Annotated in this window: 18 protein-coding genes; 6 read left to right on the forward strand and 12 right to left on the reverse strand. The window is 66.3% G+C overall.

Annotated elements, in window-relative coordinates:
• Window positions 1-3 precede the first annotated feature (3 nt).
• Complete coding sequence (locus tag KZ491_RS11985; RefSeq protein WP_222566087.1) at window positions 4-1,173, reverse strand: class I SAM-dependent rRNA methyltransferase; 1,170 nt, start codon at window positions 1,171-1,173, stop codon at window positions 4-6.
• Between the two features lie 57 nt (window positions 1,174-1,230).
• Here KZ491_RS11985 and KZ491_RS11990 point away from each other — a divergent pair, with 57 nt between their 5' ends.
• Window positions 1,231-2,013 carry a rhomboid family intramembrane serine protease gene (locus KZ491_RS11990; protein WP_222566088.1) on the forward strand — a complete coding sequence of 261 codons (783 nt, stop codon included), beginning with the start codon at window positions 1,231-1,233 and terminating at the stop codon, window positions 2,011-2,013.
• 30 nt (window positions 2,014-2,043) lie between these two features.
• Here the strand turns inward: KZ491_RS11990 and KZ491_RS11995 are convergent, their stop codons facing one another.
• Both KZ491_RS11995 and KZ491_RS12000 read right to left on the reverse strand, forming a co-directional pair.
• Window positions 2,044-3,513, reverse strand: coding sequence for an ABC transporter permease/substrate-binding protein (locus KZ491_RS11995; protein ID WP_425493159.1), 1,470 nt, complete (start codon window positions 3,511-3,513; stop codon window positions 2,044-2,046).
• 26 nt (window positions 3,514-3,539) lie between these two features.
• Complete coding sequence (locus KZ491_RS12000; RefSeq protein ID WP_222566227.1) at window positions 3,540-4,277, reverse strand: ATP-binding cassette domain-containing protein; 738 nt, start codon at window positions 4,275-4,277, stop codon at window positions 3,540-3,542.
• A 93-nt stretch (window positions 4,278-4,370) separates the two neighbouring features.
• Here KZ491_RS12000 and KZ491_RS12005 point away from each other — a divergent pair, with 93 nt between their 5' ends.
• On the forward strand, window positions 4,371-5,450 hold the full coding sequence (locus KZ491_RS12005) for a patatin-like phospholipase family protein (RefSeq protein WP_222566089.1): 1,080 nt from the start codon (window positions 4,371-4,373) through the stop codon (window positions 5,448-5,450).
• On the opposite strand, the gene KZ491_RS12010 is transcribed toward KZ491_RS12005, so the two are convergent.
• Window positions 5,442-5,927, reverse strand: coding sequence for an Lrp/AsnC family transcriptional regulator (locus KZ491_RS12010; RefSeq protein ID WP_222566090.1), 486 nt, complete (start codon window positions 5,925-5,927; stop codon window positions 5,442-5,444). The genes KZ491_RS12005 and KZ491_RS12010 overlap by 9 nt on opposite strands.
• A 132-nt stretch (window positions 5,928-6,059) precedes the next feature.
• On the opposite strand from KZ491_RS12010, the gene phhA reads away from it, so the two are divergent.
• From phhA to KZ491_RS12025, 3 genes are all read left to right on the forward strand, one after another.
• Window positions 6,060-6,947: a phenylalanine 4-monooxygenase gene (phhA, locus tag KZ491_RS12015; RefSeq protein WP_222566091.1), complete on the forward strand. Its 888-nt coding sequence runs from the start codon at window positions 6,060-6,062 to the stop codon at window positions 6,945-6,947.
• A gap of 66 nt (window positions 6,948-7,013) precedes the next feature.
• Complete coding sequence (locus KZ491_RS12020; RefSeq protein ID WP_222566092.1) at window positions 7,014-8,078, forward strand: class 1 fructose-bisphosphatase; 1,065 nt, start codon at window positions 7,014-7,016, stop codon at window positions 8,076-8,078.
• A gap of 210 nt (window positions 8,079-8,288) precedes the next feature.
• Window positions 8,289-9,620: a sigma-54 interaction domain-containing protein gene (locus KZ491_RS12025; protein WP_222566093.1), complete on the forward strand. Its 1,332-nt coding sequence runs from the start codon at window positions 8,289-8,291 to the stop codon at window positions 9,618-9,620.
• 48 nt (window positions 9,621-9,668) lie between these two features.
• Here the strand turns inward: KZ491_RS12025 and KZ491_RS12030 are convergent, their stop codons facing one another.
• The 6 genes from KZ491_RS12030 to KZ491_RS12055 all read right to left on the reverse strand — a co-directional run bounded on the left by KZ491_RS12030 (window position 9,669) and on the right by KZ491_RS12055 (window position 15,768).
• Complete coding sequence (locus KZ491_RS12030; protein ID WP_222566094.1) at window positions 9,669-11,054, reverse strand: transporter; 1,386 nt, start codon at window positions 11,052-11,054, stop codon at window positions 9,669-9,671.
• 98 nt (window positions 11,055-11,152) lie between these two features.
• Window positions 11,153-11,827, reverse strand: coding sequence for a hypothetical protein (locus tag KZ491_RS12035; RefSeq protein ID WP_222566228.1), 675 nt, complete (start codon window positions 11,825-11,827; stop codon window positions 11,153-11,155).
• A 183-nt stretch (window positions 11,828-12,010) separates the two neighbouring features.
• Window positions 12,011-12,700 (reverse strand): C39 family peptidase, encoded by a 690-nt coding sequence (locus tag KZ491_RS12040; RefSeq protein ID WP_246606842.1) that lies wholly within the window; start codon window positions 12,698-12,700, stop codon window positions 12,011-12,013.
• 121 nt (window positions 12,701-12,821) lie between these two features.
• Window positions 12,822-14,552, reverse strand: coding sequence for an adhesin (locus KZ491_RS12045; RefSeq protein WP_222566096.1), 1,731 nt, complete (start codon window positions 14,550-14,552; stop codon window positions 12,822-12,824).
• 45 nt (window positions 14,553-14,597) lie between these two features.
• Window positions 14,598-15,242 (reverse strand): hypothetical protein, encoded by a 645-nt coding sequence (locus KZ491_RS12050; protein ID WP_343225621.1) that lies wholly within the window; start codon window positions 15,240-15,242, stop codon window positions 14,598-14,600.
• 7 nt (window positions 15,243-15,249) lie between these two features.
• Window positions 15,250-15,768, reverse strand: a complete 519-nt coding sequence (locus KZ491_RS12055) for a hypothetical protein (RefSeq protein WP_222566097.1) — start codon at window positions 15,766-15,768, stop codon at window positions 15,250-15,252.
• Between the two features lie 350 nt (window positions 15,769-16,118).
• On the opposite strand from KZ491_RS12055, the gene KZ491_RS12060 reads away from it, so the two are divergent.
• Window positions 16,119-16,865 carry a 2OG-Fe(II) oxygenase gene (locus KZ491_RS12060; protein WP_222566098.1) on the forward strand — a complete coding sequence of 249 codons (747 nt, stop codon included), beginning with the start codon at window positions 16,119-16,121 and terminating at the stop codon, window positions 16,863-16,865.
• Window positions 16,866-16,880: 15 nt separating this feature from the next.
• On the opposite strand, the gene KZ491_RS12065 is transcribed toward KZ491_RS12060, so the two are convergent.
• Both KZ491_RS12065 and KZ491_RS12070 read right to left on the reverse strand, forming a co-directional pair.
• Window positions 16,881-17,312 carry a response regulator gene (locus KZ491_RS12065; protein ID WP_222566099.1) on the reverse strand — a complete coding sequence of 144 codons (432 nt, stop codon included), beginning with the start codon at window positions 17,310-17,312 and terminating at the stop codon, window positions 16,881-16,883.
• A 5-nt stretch (window positions 17,313-17,317) separates the two neighbouring features.
• Window positions 17,318-18,436 carry a sensor histidine kinase gene (locus KZ491_RS12070; protein WP_343225622.1) on the reverse strand — a complete coding sequence of 373 codons (1,119 nt, stop codon included), beginning with the start codon at window positions 18,434-18,436 and terminating at the stop codon, window positions 17,318-17,320.
• Between the last annotated feature and the right edge of the window lie 3 nt (window positions 18,437-18,439).

The raw sequence follows: 18,439 nt of genomic DNA on the forward strand, positions 1-18,439 counted from the left end.
GACTCAGTCCAGCACCCGACAAAACGCCGCCTTCAAATACCGCGACTCCGGCACTTGCGCCAGCCACGGATGGTCCGGCCCCGCGCCGGCCACCTTCAGCACCTGCACCGTCCGGTTGGAGAAGAACGCCGCCCGCCGGATCATGTCCAGGAACTGGTCCTCGCTGACCAGACCCGTGCATGAGAACGTCGCGAACAGCCCGCCGGGCTTGACCACCCCCAGCGCCAGCTTGTTCATGTCCAGGTACTTCTTCAGCGCCGGTATCACCTGCTCGCGGTCGCGGGTCATCTTGGCCGGGTCCAGCACCACCACGTCGTACTGCTCGCCGGCGATCGCCGCATCGCGCAGCCACGGAAAGATGTCCGCCTGGACGAACTTCACCTCGGCATGGTTGAGCTTGGCGTTGCCCTTGGCGATCGACAGCACGTCCGCGTCGATATCCACGCCCACCACCTCGCTGGCGCCACGCACGGCGGCATAAATGCCGAAGCCGCCGGTGTTGCAGCACAGGTCGAGCATCCGTTTGTCGGCCACGTGCTGGCTCAGCCACTGTCGGTTGTCGCGCTGGTCGGCGAAGAAACCGGTCTTGTGCGCGCCCGCCGGGTCGGCGCGGAACTTCACCCCATGCTCGGTGATGATCGCCGGCTGGGCCGGCTCGGTGCCGCGGAAGTCGAAACTTTCCTGCTTCTGCACATGGACGTCGGCGGACATGTGGAAGCGACAGCCCGGGAACTGCTCGCGCAGCGCGGCCTGGATCCATTCGCGGTGGCGGAACGCGCCGGCACTGAAGAACTCCAGCACCAGCAGGTCGGCGTAGCGGTCGATCACCAGCCCGGAGATGCCGTCGCCTTCGCTGTGGAAGACGCGCCAGGCATCGCTGACCTCGTCAAGCTTCAGCACATCGCGGCGCAGCGACACGGCAGCGGCGATCTTGCGCGCGAACCAGTCCGCATCGATCACCGCGTTGGGATCGTTGTCGAGCATGCGCAGGGCGATGCGCGAGTGACCGTTGTAGAAGCCGCGACCGATCAGTTCGCCGTCCACGCCGATCACGTCGACGATCTCGCCGGGACGGGGCCGCTGCGCAGGCTTGGCGACCAGGCGCTGGAAGATCCAGGGATGGGAGGACTTCCAGGCGTTCTTGAGGTGGACCGTGGGGATGGTGTTGTTCATGCCGCCATTCTACGGCGCCCGCCTTGTATTCACGGCCGACAGCGCCACAGTTGGTAAATGCCTGACAAGATTCCCGAAGCGGTCGCGCTGGATCCCAGGGCCCAGCGCATCGCCGACCGCAAGCGCTGGATGGGTGCGTTCAACCTGAGCCTGGCGGCGGTGCTGCTGTTGCTGGTGATCCATTCGCTGCAGGGCGCGGTCGACCTGCGCGGCTGGATGGTGCAACCGTGGTCGGCGGCGGGACTGCTCGGCATCCTTGGTGCGCCCCTGCTGCATGGTTCCTTCGAGCATCTGGCCGCCAACGCGATTTCGCTGTTGATGCTCGGCACCTTGGCCGGCGGGATGTACCCGCGCGCAACGCTAAGGGCGCTGCCGCTGATGTGGTTCGGCTCGGGCGCCGGGGCCTGGCTGCTGGGCGAGGCGGGTTCCTACCATCTGGGCGCCAGCGGGATCACCCACGGCCTGATGTTCCTGGTTTTCATCCTCGGCCTGCTGAGGCGCGACCGCCCGGCAATTGCGGCGGCAATGATCGCGTTCTTCCTCTACGGCGGCATGCTGCTGACGATCTTCCCGCGCGAGATCGGGGTGTCGTGGCAGGCCCACATGGGTGGAGCGCTGGGCGGCGTATTGGCCGCGGTCCTGTGGCGGCGGCTCGACCCGCGCCAGCCTCGCAAGAAATACAGCTGGGAGATCGAAGAGGAGCTGGCGGACGGCGACCCCACCAACCCCGATCCGGAAGGATTGGAACTCTCCGCGCCCGACGAGGTGCCGGTGTTGTGGCACCGCCCGGAAGCCGGGGACGAGCGCGGCGTGGTCCTGCCCTTTCGACGCCGCGACTAGGCGACCCCGGCACCGATCACACCCATCCGATCAGTGGCGCGCGGCCAATCGCAGACCTCGTGGAGTGAGGCCCCGCTCAACCAGCTCGAAGCCGCCCTGCACGACCAGCGCGAGCAACGCGGCCGGCACCGCGCCCTCCAGGATCAGGCCGATATCGTCCAGGCGGATGCCGGCCAGGATCGGCTGGCCGTAACCGCCGGCACCGATCAGTGCGCCCAGCGTGGCGGTGCCGACGTTGATCACCGCGGCCGTCTTGATACCGGCCAGGATCATGCCCAGCGCGAGCGGGAGCTCAATCCGCCACAGGCGGGTGCGCGGTGGCAGGCCGAGCGCCGCCGCGGTTTCACGCAGTTCGCGCGGTATGCCGGTCAAGCCGGCATGGGTGTTGCGCACGATCGGCAACAGGCTGTAGAGGAACAGCGCGGCAATGGCCGGTCCGGCGCCGATGCCGAACAGCGGAATCATGAACACAAACACGGCCAGCGACGGCAACGTCTGCAGCAGGCCAGTCACGGTCAGCACCAGCTGGCCCAGCCGCGGCCGGCGCGCGGCCAGCACACCGAGGGGCAACGCGACGACCAGCGCCAGTCCCAGCGACATTCCCACCAGCGCGAGGTGTTCCAGGGTCCGCTTCCAGATCCGCTGCGCACGCGACGCTGCGGCTGGCGCGCCAACGCCCAGCCATTCCGCGGCGACACCGGCTTCGCTGACGCCTTCCAGCTTCACTTCGGCATTGAGGCGTTGCATCGTCGGCGCATCGATCCGGCCAGCCAGACCTTGCAGCGCCGCCAGCCATTCCGGCGCGCGCGCGTCCAGGTCCTTCCGGTACAGGAACACCGCCGCGTAATCGGGAAAATAGCCGCGATCGTCGTCCAGCACGACCAGGTCGTAGTACGGAATTTCCGCGTCCGTTGTGTACAGGTCGATGACATCCAGCGCACCGCTCGCCAAGCCGCGGTAAGCCAGGTCGTGGTCGAGTCCGTCCGGCCGCTGCGGCAAGCCGTAGGCCTCACGCACGCCCGGCCACCCGTCGGCGCGCTGCATGAACTCGTTGCTCAGACCGATTTTCAACTCTGGCTGGGCGGCCAGATCGGACACCGCGGCCACCCCCAGTTCGCGCGCCCGGGCGCGCGTCATGCCCAGCGCGTAGGTATTGCTGAATCCCAGCGACGCGGTCATGCCCAGACCGCGTTCGCCCAGCGCGGCGCGCAGCCGTCCAGGGTCGGCGCCGGGCATCTGCAGCAGTTCCGCGGCCAGGGTGCCGGTGTATTCGGGATAGGCGTCGATGTCGCCTTCGATCAGCGCCCGCCACAGGATCCGGGTGCCGCCCAGCTGGGCCCTGTGGGTCACCGCAACACCCTCGCCATGGGGCAGTCCGGCGGCGACCTCACCCAGGATCACCGACTCGGTGAACGCCTTGGATCCGACCGTCACCCGTTCGGCATGAACCGGGGCGGTAGCCACCGCGGCGCCTGCCACGGCGGCGACCAGCGCCATCAGCCACCCAGCCATGCCGGCACCCACGCTCACAGACTCTGCTCCAGGCTGCGCTGGGCGGTCATGAACCGCGTCACGAAGGGCTCGGCGGGCGCGTCATGCAGTTCGCGGGCGCTGCCCTGCTGGACGATCCTGCCGGCGCGCAGCAACACCAGCGTGTCGGCCAGGTACGCCGCTTCGGCAACGTCATGGGTGACCAGCACCACGGTCTTGCGCAGCTCCACAAACAACTCGCGCATCTGCTCTTGCAGCTCGTAGCGGATGATCGGATCCAGCGCGCCCAGCGGCTCGTCCAGCAACAGCACTTGCGGGTCCAGCATCAGCGCCCGGATCAGCCCGACCCGCTGACGCTGGCCGCCCGACAACTCGGCGGGATATCGCTGTAGTGCGGCCACCGGCAAGCGGGTCATCGCCGCCAGCACGTCGATGCGCTGGCCAATGCGCTCGGCCGACCAGCCCACGGTGCGCGGCAGCAGGCCGATATTGGCCGCCGCGCTCAGGTGTGGGAACAAGCCGCCCTCCTGGATCACGTAGCCGATGCGGCGGCGCTGTTCGAGCAGGCGGCTGGGTTGCAGCGGTTCTCCATCGAAGCGCACCTCACCGGTGTCCGGCCAGTCCAGTCCGACCAGCATCCGCAGCACGCTGGACTTGCCCGCGCCACTGGGGCCAATCAAGGCCGTGGTGCGGCCGCTGGCAATGCACAGGTCGACCGCGTCCAGCGCAACGACGCGACCGTGGGATTTGCAGACCTGGCGGAGTTCGAACACGCCCCGAGAATAAGCCACGCGCGACGCTGGACTGACCACATTCAAGCGCCGCGCTCTATCCTTGCAGTCCCGTCATTCAATGTGCCTGTCGCCATGCGGCTGAAAACCCTGTTCCGCCCTTCTCACTGGCTGGCCCTGAGCACGGGCATGCTGCTGACCGCGTGCGGGGGCAACACCCGACCGGACCCCGCGCCTTCCATCGCGGCGCCGGTCACACCCGTCAGCGTGCCCCCGCCCCGGATCGGCGTGGCCCTGGGGGGCGGCGCGGCTAAGGGTTTCGCCCACATCGGCGTGATCAAGATGCTCGAGGCCAACGGCATGGAGCCGGTGGTCGTATCGGGCACCAGCGCGGGCAGCGTGGTCGGCGCGCTGTATGCCAGCGGCATGGATTCCTTCCAGATGCAGCGTCAGGCCTTCGCCCTGGACGAGTCGAAGATCCGCGACGTAAGCCTGTTCTCCGGCGGGGTGATCAAGGGCCAGAAGCTGCAGGACTACGTCAACGAGCTGGTCGGAGGGCGAACGCTGGACAAGATGGTCAAGCCCTTCGCGGTGGTGTCCACCCAGTTGGAAACCGGCGAGCGCACCGTGTTCGTGCGCGGCAACACCGGCCAGGCGGTGCGCGCATCCAGCAGCATTCCCGGCGTGTTCGAGCCCACCCTGATCGGCGGCCGCCACTACGTGGACGGCGGCATCGTCAGCCCGGTGCCGGTGGACGCTGCGCGCGAGCTGGGCGCGGACTTCGTGATCGCCGTGGACATCTCCACGATTGCCAGTGGCAAGGCGCCGGGTAGCCTGCTGGGCAACGTCAACCAGTCGATCGCGATCATGGGCCGCAAGCTCGGTGCCCAGGAACTGGCCCGGGCGGACATCGTCATCCGGCCGCGGGTGGACGACATCGGGCCGGCCAGTTTCGAGCAGCGCAACAACGCGATCCTGGAAGGCGAAAAAGCCGCGATGGCGGCGTTGCCGCAGATCCGCGCCGCGCTGGCCAAGATGCAAAAACAGCGTGTCGCCGAAGCCACCCTCGCGGCCCGCCAGTCGGCGGCTGCCGCGGCGCGCAAGTCCGCGCAGGAGGCAGCTGCGGAGGCCGAACGCTGCGCGCAGGAGCAGTCGCGCATCGGCAGCCTGCTGCGGCGCACGCCCGATTGCGCCGCGGGCGCCGACTCACGCTGACGGGCTGGCCGGCAAGGGCATCCCGCGAAACGCCTTGACAGTGCGCAGCACGAAACTCGAGTTGACGTCGTCCACACCCGACTGGTTCAGCAGGTGGTCCAGCAGGAAGCGCGAGAAGTGGTCGAGGTCGCGCACCGCCACCTGCAGCAGGTAATCCATGTCGCCGGTCAGCGCGTGGCAGGCAACCACCTCCTCCCACTGGTTGACGAAAACGGTGAACCGCTCGATCGCACCGGTGTCGTGACGGCTGAGCTGGACCCGTACAAATGCCTGCAGGCCCACCCCGATCCGCTCCGGGTCGACCACGGCGCGGTAGCCTGCAATCACTCCCTCGCGTTCCAGCCGCTGCACCCGTCGCAGGCATGCCGACGGCGACAGGCGCACCCGTTCGGCCAGCTCGGCATTGGTCTGGCGACCAGCGCGCTGCAACTCGCCCAGTAACTGCAGATCCGTTCGATCCAGGCTCACGTTTGGCATGATCTTGCTCGCTTTGGACGATTGACGCACCTATCGTGCTCTTGGGCGGGGCTGGCATGCAACAACGCAACCCGATTGCGCGTGGAGGCGTCTATTGTGGTGGTTGACCCGGACTGTCAACGAGGATCGCCCATGGAAAGCGCCCGCCGCACCGAATCCCAGCTCACCGACAAGGGCTACGTGCCGGTGTACACGACTGCCGTTGTGGAGCAGCCATGGGACAGTTATACCGCCGCCGACCACGCGGTCTGGGCGCAGTTGTTCGCGCGACAGAAGGCGATCCTGCCCGGCCTGGCCAGCGACGAGTTCATTGCCGCGCTGTCGGCGATGGAGATGACCGCCGACCGGATCCCCAGGTTTGCCGACCTCAGTCCCATCCTGCGTGCGGCGACGGGCTGGGAGTTGATCGGCGTGGAAGGCCTGCTGCCGGAGCTTGAGTTCTTCCAGCACCTGGCCAACCGGCGATTCCCGGTGACGTGGTGGATCCGCCGTGAGGACCAGCTGGACTATCTGGCCGAGCCGGACCTGTTCCATGACCTCTTCGGCCACGTGCCGCTGCTGATGAACCCGGTGTTCGCCGACTACATGGCGGCCTACGGACGCGGCGGGGTGAAGGCCCACGGCATCGGCAGCGACGCACTGGTCAACCTGACCCGGCTGTACTGGTACACGGTCGAGTTCGGCCTGATCCAGCAAGAGGACGGCCTGCGCATCTATGGCAGCGGCATCGTGTCCTCCAAGGGCGAGTCGATCCATTGCCTGCAAAGCGATGCACCCAACCGGATCGGCTTCGACCTGGAGCGGATCATGCGCACCCGCTACCGCATCGACACCTACCAGAAGACGTACTTCGTCATCGACAACTTCCAGCAGCTGATGGACGCGACGGGACCGGACTTCGCGCCGATCTACGCGAAACTCGCCGCAATGGACCCGATTCCGGCCGGCGACGTGCTGGACAGCGACCGTGTCTTTCACCGCGGCACCGGCGAGGGCTGGCTCAACGACGGCGACGTCTGAGCAGCCGGGCCGGAACGTGGGCCGCGGCTTACAATGCGGCCATCGCCACTGCCCGGGAACGCCACGATGACGCCCAATCGCTCCAACAGCCCGTACTCGCTCACCCGTTTCCTGATCGAGGAGGAGCGCGCCGGCCATATCCGTCCCGACCTGCGCCTGCTGATCGAAGTGGTCACCCGCGCCTGCAAGCGCATCTCCATCGAGGTCGGCAAGGGCGCGCTGGGCGGGGTGTTGGGGGATGCCGGCACGCCCGGGCAGGCCAGCATCAACGTCCAGGGCGAAGCGCAGAAGAAGCTCGACGTGATCGCCAACGACGTGCTGATGGAAGCCAACGCCTGGGGCGGCCACCTGGCTGGATTGGCGTCCGAGGAGATGGACCACAGCGTGCCGATCCAGGAACTGTGCCCGGACGGCGCGACGGCCGGCAACTATCTGCTGCTGTTCGATCCGCTGGATGGCAGTTCCAACATCGACGTCAACATCTCGGTCGGCACGATCTTCTCGGTCCTGCGCTGCCCCGAAGGCGTGGAAAAACCCGCCGATGAGCACTACCTGCAGCCGGGCACGGAACAGCTGGTCGCCGGCTACTGCACCTACGGACCCAACACGACCCTGGTGCTGACCATCGGCCACGGCACCCACGCCTTTACCCTGGACCGCGAGATCGGCAGCTTCACACTGACCACGCGCGGCATGAAGATCCCGGAAGACACGCAGGAATTCGCGGTCAACATGTCCAACCAGCGCCATTGGCAGCCGCCGATGCAGTCCTACGTGGCCGACCTGCTGGCGGGCAAGACCGGACCGCGCGGGAAGGACTTCAACATGCGCTGGGTGGCCAGCATGGTCGCCGACGTGCATCGCCTGCTGACCCGCGGCGGCATCTTCAGCTACCCGCTGGACGCCAAGTGCGAGGCAAAGGGCGGCAAGCTGCGCCTGATGTACGAAGCCAACCCGATGGCGATGCTGGTCGAGCAGGCGGGCGGTGCGGCCAGCACCGGCCGCCAGCGCATGCTGGAAGTGACGCCCACCGGCTTGCACCAGCGCGTGCCGGTGTTCCTGGGTTCGCGCAATGAGGTGGAGGCCGCAGTGCGCTACCACCGCGAGTTCGACCAGCAGACCCCGGCCTGACCGGGGCTGCAGTGGCGCCAACGGCTCCCCCGGTGTTCATGATCATGTCCGGGAATCCGCAGGCGCCGCGTTGTAATCCAGTACCCGGGTCATTGCGGCACCTCGCGCGCGGCTTGAGGAGTGTGAAACCCGTATCAGGAGGGAGACTGCAGTCGGCTTGACAGGGGGAATCCGGCCGCGTTTTGCCCAAGCGTCATTTGGGGGGAACCCATGGCTGTTGTTCCAGCGCTTTCCACGCAGTGCGTGATCTGGTTTGGAGAACCACGGCGCCACGAACGCGCTGCCCTGGGCGCCGCCGGTTGGCAGGTTCGTGCAGCCCATGTCGATGATGGGATCGGACTGCGCGCGGGCGATACGGTGGTCGGCCTGCTGGATCTGCGCGACGGCAGCCACGGCTGTCTGGACGGGCTGGAGCGTCTCACCGATGACCACGATTACCTGTCGTTGCTGGCGGTCGTGCCGGGGGGAACCACCCACCCACCGGTCCACCACCCCTTGTTGGAGCAGTGCGCGGCGATCCTTACCGCACCGCTTGATCTTTCTCGCCTGATCCAGGCCCTGGGTCGGCTGGCCCATGAGCCGCGGCTCCACCCCACCCATGCGTTGGATGCGCTGATCGGCGCAAGTCCGCCGATGCGCGATATCCACGGCACGATCCGCAAGTTCGCCCCCGTCGATCTGCCGGTACTCATCACCGGCCAGACCGGTACCGGCAAGGATGTGGCAGCGCGCGTGCTGCATGAGCTCTCCGCGCGTCGCCACGCGCGCTTCGCTGCGGTCAACTGCGGCGCACTGTCTCCCAATCTGGTCCAGTCCGAATTGTTCGGGCACGAACGCGGCGCCTTCACCGGTGCCAACGCGCGCCGCACCGGGCTGTTCGAAACCGCCAATGGCGGCACCGTTTTCCTGGACGAGATCGGCGACCTGCCGCTGGAAGCGCAGACCAACCTGTTGCGCGTGCTGCAGGAGCACAGCGTGCAACGCGTGGGCAGCCACGAATCGATCCCGGTCGATGTGCGGGTACTGGCTGCCACTAACCTCGATCTGGAAGCGGCCGTCGCGGCGGGCAGGTTCCGCGATGACCTGTTCTACCGCCTCAACGTCCTGCGATTGCACATGCCACCGCTGCACGAGAGGGGCCAGGACATCCTCCTGCTTGCGGGGCATTTCCTGAGTGCTTTCCGGGAATCGAACCCGACCCGCGCGCGTGCGTTCAGCGCGGATGCGCAGAAGGCCATGCTGGGGTTTGATTGGCCCGGGCACGTGCGCGAGCTGATCAACCGGGTCCAGCGCGCTGCGGTCATCGCCAGCGGCGAGCTGATCAGCGCCCAGGAGCTGGGCCTGTGCGGCAAGCGGCAGCTGCATGTGGGTGACGGCGCGCTCGACGTGGCCCGAGAGTCGGCCGAACGCGAGGCAATCCTGACCTGCCTGCACGAGAGTGGGTTCAACATCAGCGAAACGGCGCGCCGGCTGAAGGTGTCCCGGGTGACCGTTTACCGCCTGTGCCGGAAACACGGCCTGGACCTCGCCGAGCTGCGTTGACACGGCGTTCGGCGCGCAACCCTCAAGCGGTCGCCAGGGCCTCGCGGCTCACAGCATGTACGGCACCTTGAACACCAGGCTGAAGTCGGGTGCATCCGGCGTGAGCCCAATGCCCAGCGAGCTGACCAGGGTGGTGTGCTGACTGAGCGCATAGGTCACGCCCAGGTTGAACATGCCCGCGTTGGCATCGCTGCCGATGATCTTGACCCACTCCTGGCCGTCGTAGCGGGTCCTCGCACGGGCGCTGAGCTTGTCGCTGTAGGAAATGCTCAGGCTGGTGCGCTCGTTGAACGCGAATGCCACCCCGGCGCCGAAGTAGAAACTGCGGCCCAGCTGCACATCTCCGGGATTGACCGTCTCGGGGTTGTTGTCGAGGTCGTCGAAGCTGTTGCTGAACGAGTGGATGTAGCCGAAGTTGCCGAACAGGATCGCCGGGTCGGCGGTCTTCACCACCGACACGCCCACGTTGGTTTGCCAGACGCCGTTGCCGGTGGGTTCCTTCTCGGGTACGGCGAAGCGGATGAATCCGTCGTCATCGCGTTCCAGCACCTCCCAGGAGATACCGTACGGCTCGCGCCCGGTGGGGGCGGTCACACCCAAGGTAAGCACGGTCTCCGGCCAGCGCGGGCTTTCCATGAACATCCGATAGTTGCCGCTGACCGTGATATCCCCGAACCCGTGCCCGTAGGTGTCCTCCTGGGCCACCGCCCCGGCCGATCCGCCCGCGCCGCCCTTCTGGTAGACCGTTTTGCGCGCGATATAGGGCACGTCCAGGTTCAGGGTCAGGCGCGGGTTGAGGCCGTAGCGGGCGGCGAAGTTGTAGGTCAGCGTGTCGGACTCGACGTTCTCGATGGCGATGTTGCCAAGGAAGATCGCGTCCAGTGCCAGGAAGCCGGTCAGAGTGAGTTGCTTGCGGTCGTAGCGGTTGTAGGTGACGGCGTTTTCCAGGGTGAGCCGGCGATCGAACACCGCCGCGACCTGCTGTTTGACGTCATCGACGCTGCGCTTGGCGGCTTCCTTCGCCTCGGCCGCTTCGGCGGGGCTGCTGGCGTAGCCCTCCGCCGATGTCGGGGGCGAGGCGGCAGCCGACCGGGTCGCGGTCGGCGCAGGGGGCGGGCTGCTTGCAACCGCCGCCGACTGGGCCGGAAGGGTCTTGCCGTCGACCCGTGCCTGCAGCGCCTGCACGCGCATGTCCAACTCCCGCAGGCGGCGAACCTCCTGTGCGTAGCTTCCTTTCAGCGCTTCCAGCTCGGCGAGTAGCGCGCGCACATCGGCCTGGTCCTGCGGGTCGACACTGCGCTCCGGGGACGCTCCAGCGGATTGGCTTTGTGGCGCTGGTGGCGCTGGCTGGGCTCGGTGGGCCTCCTGAGCGATCGCGGCGAGTGGTGTGACGCCGGCCAACACCACGGTGATGGCAATCGGCAGGACGTTCATGCGCGGCCTTCCGTGAGCGATTGCCCCGCTGTCCGTACCCTCGCACTCCATGGCTCCGCGCTCCACGCGCCCGCCGTCCATGCGTCTGCCTGCTCCATTTAATAGCCTCCCGGCCCGATCCCGCGCGTCATCTGTATTGCCTGGGCCACGTTCTGCGCCAGCTGCGCATTGGACGCCAATGATTGCCGCACCAGATCGATCTCCATCCGGTTGCTGACCTGCTGATGGTCGCTGGTCAGCTGGATCGACTGGCCCAGGCTGCCATTGCGGATCCACTGCTGGACCGCGCCCTGCCCCTGGATCTGCAGCAGCACATTGGCACTGCCGCCGTCGAAACCGGCACTCGCCACGGCGTCGCCGACACGGCTGGTGGCACTGCCGGTCGCCGATGCCGCGGTGGACGCGGGTGCGGCTCCATCACGCACGCGCAGGCGGGTAACGTTGGCGGCGATGTTGCCGTCGCCGGCCACCTGCACGCTCTGGGTCATCCCCGACACGTTGGCCAAGCCGGACGCATCGACGCTGCGGGCAATTCCGTCATTGCCGATCACCGGCGCGTCGGCCGCGGTGATATTGACCGTCGGCGTGAAGCTGACCACCGGGCGGCCACCCTGGGCGAAGTCCATGCCCAGCAGCAGCGTGCCTTCCAGCGTCTGTCCGGACGCGGTCTGCCAGGTCGAAATCATCGACACACCGAACCAGGCCACCTGATGGTCGCCCACCGTGTAGCGCCCGCGCATGGTCGCCAGTTCCGGATCCGGGATTTCGGTCATGCCCGCCGGGCGGCGCTCTGAATGCGGGGAAATGGGGGTTGCCAGAACCGTGCTCGCGTTGGCGGCGTCGGTCGGACCGGCTGTCGGGCCGCCAGCATCCGCGGGCATGGCCAGCAGCAACAGGCCCAGCCCGAACCCGGCTGTTGTGAGGTTGGAACAGAGTCGGCGCATGATCGCGCTCCTTCAAAAAAGATCGGCGTGGGTGAAACCGAAATCCAGCAGGTCGGCTTCACTGATCGGTCGCTGCATGGCCAGCAAGGCGCGCGCGCTGGGGCGCTCGGACGGCTGCAGCAACGCCGTGTTGCGGTCAAAGTCACTTCCTATAACGACGAACACCGCACGCGACGGCCAGGACTCGAGGAACTCCTCGATCGGCACGCTGCGGTTGCCAAGGATCGGATCGGCGATTTCGGCGTACTCCCCGGCCACCTGCTTGAGCACGACGAAGTGACGAAATCCGCGCACATCCATCAACACCAGGCCCGGGACCCGCAACGAACGCAGCCGTTCTTCACTGATCCGGTAGCCTCGCCCTCGCATGCCAATCGACTCGACGAAGCGCTTGATGTCCAGCAACGAGAATCCGCGTTGCTCGACCAGCTCCGGGTCGGCGATTCCCAGCATGCCTTCGATCACCGTGGTCTCGTCGGCATCCAGGTGGTAGGCATAGCGCAGGATGGTGGCGAGCGCCGAGGCGCCGCAGCTGTAGTCGGTTTGTTGACGCACGATGTTGCGGAAGCGCCCTTCGCGCATGCTTTCCACGTTTCTCGTGTACAGGCCTCCGTTGGGCAGCACCCCGCTGAATGCGATCTCGCCGGCCAGTGCGGGCGCCGCGAACGCGGACCAGGTCAGCGCGCAGCCCATCGTCAGCATCGGCAGCAATCGGGTCATGTCACTCCACCGTTGAAAGGGAAAGCCCCGCTCCCGGGGGAAAGGAGAGCGGGGCTTTCGGGACCCGGTCGCAGGGGAGGGCGACCGGGGTTACGCTCCTGGGTTACTGCTCGCCGCCGCCACCGCCACCACCGCCGCCGCCTGTCGAGGGCTGCGCGACCGCGAGGGACAGGCTGTTGGCCTGCAAGTTGCCGGTACCCGCGGCGACGTTGACGCCGATGTTGCCGGAGGCGGCGCTGAATGCACTGCCCGACAGGCTCGCCGTGTTGGTCGCGTCCACTGCGATCCAGTACGAGTTGGTCACGCTGCCGCTCAGGCTGGCATCCAGTGCCGCGTAACCCAACTCCAAGAAGCCCAGCTCACCGGACTCGCTCGACTCGGTCGTGCCGGAGACTGTGCCGTCGCCGTCCAGATCCACACCAAACGCCAGCGCACCACCGTCGCCGTTGAGGTCGGATCCGCCCTGGGTATCGGTATCCAGGTCGAGGTGGCCCATCAGGTTGCCGCCCGGATGCGGATTGGACGAGTCGTCGTTGGCTGTGTTGGACCACATGTCGGGATACACGTCCCCGATCTGGTCGGCATAGCCGGACAACGAGGCCGTGCTGTCGCCTTCGAAGGTGCCCTGCGACGTGCCCTCGTAGTTGCCGTAGCCTTCGGCGATCGTGAAGCCGTCCACCGTACCGGTCAGGTTGATTGCGACCGTTTCGCTGCGCCGCTCGTAGTGGCCGGCGTTGTCGGTCACGTTACCCGAGCTGTTCTGGTTGGAACTGACGCTCGATTGGGCGTAGGCACTGGTGGCCACCGACGCGGCCAGCGCATTTTTCTGCTGGTTGTTGTTGCCCGCAGCGATATTGACCCCGATGTTGCCGGAGGCCGCACTGAACGCGTTGCCACCCATGCTGGCGTCGTTGGTCACGCCGCTGTTCATGGTGAGGTTGCCGCTGCCCGCCTGATTGACGAAGACCTCGGCATCGGCCATGCCGAAGGCGAAGCTGGCATCCGCTGCGGACAGGGCCGCCGCGTTGTCCTGGACGTTGTTGTCACCCGCCGCGACGTTGAAGGCCAGGTTGCCGGAAGCATCCGAACCCACATCGTCCTCGATCGACGCCTCGTTTGTCAGCATGTCGTTCAGGCCGAGGTTGTCGCTGGAAGACTGGCGGTTATCGACGATGGCAATGGCCGCCGAGTCCAGTTCGATGTCGCCACTGATGGTCGGATTGCCGGTGAAGCTGATATCCGAGCTCAGCGAGAGATCCTTCTTCAGCGACACCGATACCTGATGCTCGTTGCCTTCCTTGCGGATGTCGGAGTTCACCACCTCGGTGCGCTCGATGTTTTCGGTGACGTCGTTGGACCAGGTGTAGGCACGATCATCGGTGATGGACGTGTCGCTGGTGTACGAATCGCTCATCGAATTGCTCGTGTCGTTGGTGCTCGACGTGCTGTAGTTGCGATCGTCGTTGACCGATACGTCGCTGGACCAGTCGCTCGAGTACGAGTCGCTCACCGAGTTGCTGGTGCTGTTGTCCACCGACGAGCTGTAACTGCGATCATCGTTGATCGACACGTCGCCGGTGTAGTAATCGCTCACCGAATTGTTGGTGTAATTGTTGACACTGGTGCTGTCGGAGGTGTTGTTGGTGGTGTCGTTGTAAACGATGGTGTTGCGGGTGTCGTCAACGGTGATGTCCCAGTCTTCCACGACGACGTGGTTGTGCAGGATATCTGCACTGACATTGGGGTCATCCACGCTCTGGGCAAAGGCCAGCGGGCTGGCGAGCAGTGTGGTGACCGCCAATGCGATGGCGGTTTTCCGGATCCTGATCTTCATTGCTTCATCCTCTCTCTCTCGTGGTACCAATTGAACGGGAACGACTCACGGGTGCCCTTCGACAGACAGCGCCAGCTGGTTGCTGATGCTGTTGCCGGACCCCGCGATCTGGTTGAGTTGCAGAATTCCTTCGAACCCCTGCATGGCGGTGGATTCCACCGCGACGTTGCGCGTGCCGGGTCTGGCCACGTCCGGATTCGGGGACGCCTGCCCCCCTGCTGACGCGGATACGGCCGACAGCAGGTTGCCGTCGGTCGATTCGCGTATGCCCTGGTGCGCCAGCGCGGCGGCAACGAGATTGGTCTCGGCGTTGCCGCTTCCGCTGGCCTGGTTGATCGACACCAACCCGCTGGCATGGCCAAAGGCCTGACCACCAATCGTTGCGGACGCATGGGTCGGGGTGTCGTAGCGATCGTTGTCGCTTTGCTGGTTGGACTGGGCGATGGAAGCCGCTTGTCCGCCACTGGCAAAGCTGCGCAGGTTGGCCTGAAGATTGTGGTCACCGGCCGCCAGGTTGGCACCGATTGCGCCGCTGGCATCGACGAACGCCCGGCCGTCGATGCGGCTGGTGGCAAGGTAATCGAGCATCTCGGCATAGCCGTCGCCCGACTGCCCGGCGAGCGCCGACGAGCAGAAAAGGGTGGCCGCGACAGTCATCGCCAGAACGTGCAACGGACGGGAGCAGGTCATCGTCATCTCAGCCACCCGGCGGCGGTGTAGTAGCGGGGGGCGTCATCAACGGGAACTGCGCCAGCGCGCCGCGGACCTGGTCACCTACACCGCGGGTGACATTGCCCACCGCGCCCATCGGCACGCCGAGTGCCTGGTTGATGCCGCTGCCCGACAGGGTGCCGTTGGTGGTGCCAGTCAGCGATCCCAGCGGCGCCAGCGCACGTCCGGTGATCTGGGTCACTGCCGGGGAGGGTCCACCGCTGCTGCCCGCACCCAGGCTGGCGTACTCTTCGTCGGACAACTCGCCGGTGCCGAGGGTCTGGTCGATATTGCTCTTGGGCGACGGATCAACGATCAGCGCCATCCCTGGCGGCTTGGACCGGACGGCGTGGCGGGCCGAGACGTCGCGCAGCAGGACCATCTCGCCAGGCTTGGCGTGGACGCCCTTGCGTGCGCCGGATGCCGAAGCGCTCGAGGGCACCAGCACAAGGGCTATCAGCAGTAGCGGCACCAGTCCCGCTGGCGTGACGATTGCGTAGCGCATATCCATTCCCCAGGTAGGTCCGGGGTATGACGCATCATGCGTGCCAACGGAAAATACTGTTATTTTTCAGTACGTTATAGGATTTTGGTCGGAATCATAGCCGACAGGTTGTCACACCCCTGTCACACCCACCCGGCGGAACGCGTCCCGCAAGCCCTTAATCCTTGATGAACCATAGGTTCCGCCGCTGTATCAGCGATGTAACACCTCGTTCGGGGTCGCGTTACAACGCTCGGGTATGGTCCCGGCGAGCGCATGGCGTTCTTCAGCGGCGTACGGCTTCGGATTCCGCCTGGCGGGTGCGACGATGCGTGGGGCCCGCTCATCCGAACCACATCCATGGAGTCCGCATGCCCGTCCCCAGCCAGTCCAGCCCGAGCCCAACCGCCCCTTCTGCCGGTGCCGGCGATTTCATCCATGTCCGCCACGACTGCCTGGATCGGGGCTGGTGTCAGGATCTGGTCGCGCGTTTCGGCAGCAGCGGCGCGGCGCGGCCGGGGGAGGTGGGCGGAGGCGTGTATACCGACCTCAAGGACAGTCTGGACCTGACCATCAGCGGCCGCCCCGAATGGCGCGATGTCGAAGCCTCGTTGAACGCGGCGATGTTCTCCGCGCTGCTGGAGTACGTGCGGCGCTGGCCGCACACGCTGATCGCACCCTTGATGCTGGAGGTCACCGACGCGGACGGCGGGCATCGGCGGCTGACGCCGGAGCGGATGCAGGCGATGACCGATGCTGAGCTGGCACCGATCGTACGCACGGTTCTGCGCCCGGGAGCGATCAACCTGCAGCGCTACCGCGCCGGCAGCGGCGGCTATCCGTACTGGCATTGCGAGCTTTATCCTCGCGATGCCCAGGCCGAGACCTTGCACCGCCACCTGCTGTGGACGGCCTATCTCAATGACGACTTTGAGCAGGGAGAAACGGAGTTCCTCTACCAGCAGCGCAAGATCGCGCCGCGTACGGGTTCGGTGTTGATCGCCCCGGCCGCCTTTACCCATACCCACCGCGGCAATCGCCCGCAAGGCGGCGATAAATTCATCGCTACCAGCTGGCTCCTGTTCCAACGCGCCGAGGCGCTGTACGCGCCGGGCTGATCCGGAACCGCGAACTCAGGTACGAGCGTGGTTGAGTACCAACCAATACAGGCCAACCTGCTTGACCGCCCAGACGAACTGCTCGAAATCGACCGGCTTCTGGATGTAGCTGTTGACCCCCAGCGAGTAGCTGGCTTCGACATCGAAGGGCTCGGTGCTGGTGGTCAGCACGACCACCGGCAGCGTCTTGGTGACAGGATTGGCGCGCACCGCCTGGAGCACCTCGCGCCCGTCGACCTTGGGCAGGTTGAGGTCCAGCAGCACGATCGAGGGCAGCTCGTTCGGATCGCGGTCGGCGTACTTGCCCTTGGCAAACAGGTAGTCCAACGCTTCCGCGCCGTCGCCCACCACCACCAGCTGGTTGGCGATCTTCGCCTCGTCAAACGCCAGGCGCGTCAGCTCGACGTCGTCGGGGTTGTCTTCGACCAGCAGGATGACCTTGTTCATCGGTACTACTCTCCAGGCACTGCACCGGCGATCTGGGCCGCCGGCAGATAGATATGGAACACACTGCCGGCATCCGGTTCGGATTCGGCATCGATGCGACCGCCATGACGTTCGGCGATTCGCTGGGCGATGGCCAGACCCAAGCCATCGCCGGCCCCTTCATCGGCGCCGTGCAGGCGCTGGAAGGGCTCAAACAGTTTGTGACGGTAGCGCATGTCGAACCCGCGGCCACGGTCACGTATGGACAACTGCAGCATGCCATCGACCTGCGTGCCCGCCACGTCAACGCTCACGGGGCCGTCGTCGTGGGAAAACCGGCGTGCGTTGTCCAGCAACTGGATCAGCATTGTCTTCAGCAGGTGCTCGTCGCCGCGGGCGCTCAGGTCCGGCTGCACCGTGATGACGAACTCCCGGTCCGGGTGGGCGTCCTGCAGCTCGGCGCCCACCCAGTCGGCCAGCATGCTGAGGTCGACCGCACCCTCGCGCACCTGCGCGGTGGATGCGCGCGACAGCTCGGCCAAGCCGTCCAGAAGGCCGGCCATGCGCGCGGCGGCGGCGCGGATCCGGCCAAAATGGTCGCGCGAGGTCGCATCCAGTCCTTCGTCCAGCTTGCGCGCGAGCAAGCCCGAAAAATTGGTGATCGATCGCAGCGGTGCGCGCAGGTCATGGGCAACCGCATCCACCTGCGTCTGCAACTGGCGACGCATGGCATCCAGGGCGGTGGCATGGGCGGCGCCGGTGTCCTCGCGCAGCTGCACCACCAGACCGGTCGCCTGGCCCGCAGCGTCGCGCATGACGGCGATAGTGACCCAGGCATCGAACGTGTCGTCGCCGCGACGGCAGGTGACTGCGCGATCGACGGCGCGTTGGTTGCCTGCGATCAGGGCACTCACCAAGCGGCGCAGCTCAGCCGCCTGATCAGGCGCGACAGCCTCGAAAATCGTCCCGGGGCCGGGCCCTGCAGCGGATGGGGCACCGGGCGCACCGGCGAGCAACTCACGCATCGCCGGATTGGTCTCCAGCCATATGCCGTCCAGATCCAGGATCGCCATCCCCAACGCAGTAGCGTCCATTGCGGCACGAAAACGATCGTCGTTGGGCGGGGGCAGCGGGGTGGGCGGCATTGA

It is taken from the genome of Novilysobacter antarcticus (genome assembly GCF_019802285.1).
GTDB lineage: Bacteria > Pseudomonadota > Gammaproteobacteria > Xanthomonadales > Xanthomonadaceae > Novilysobacter > Novilysobacter antarcticus.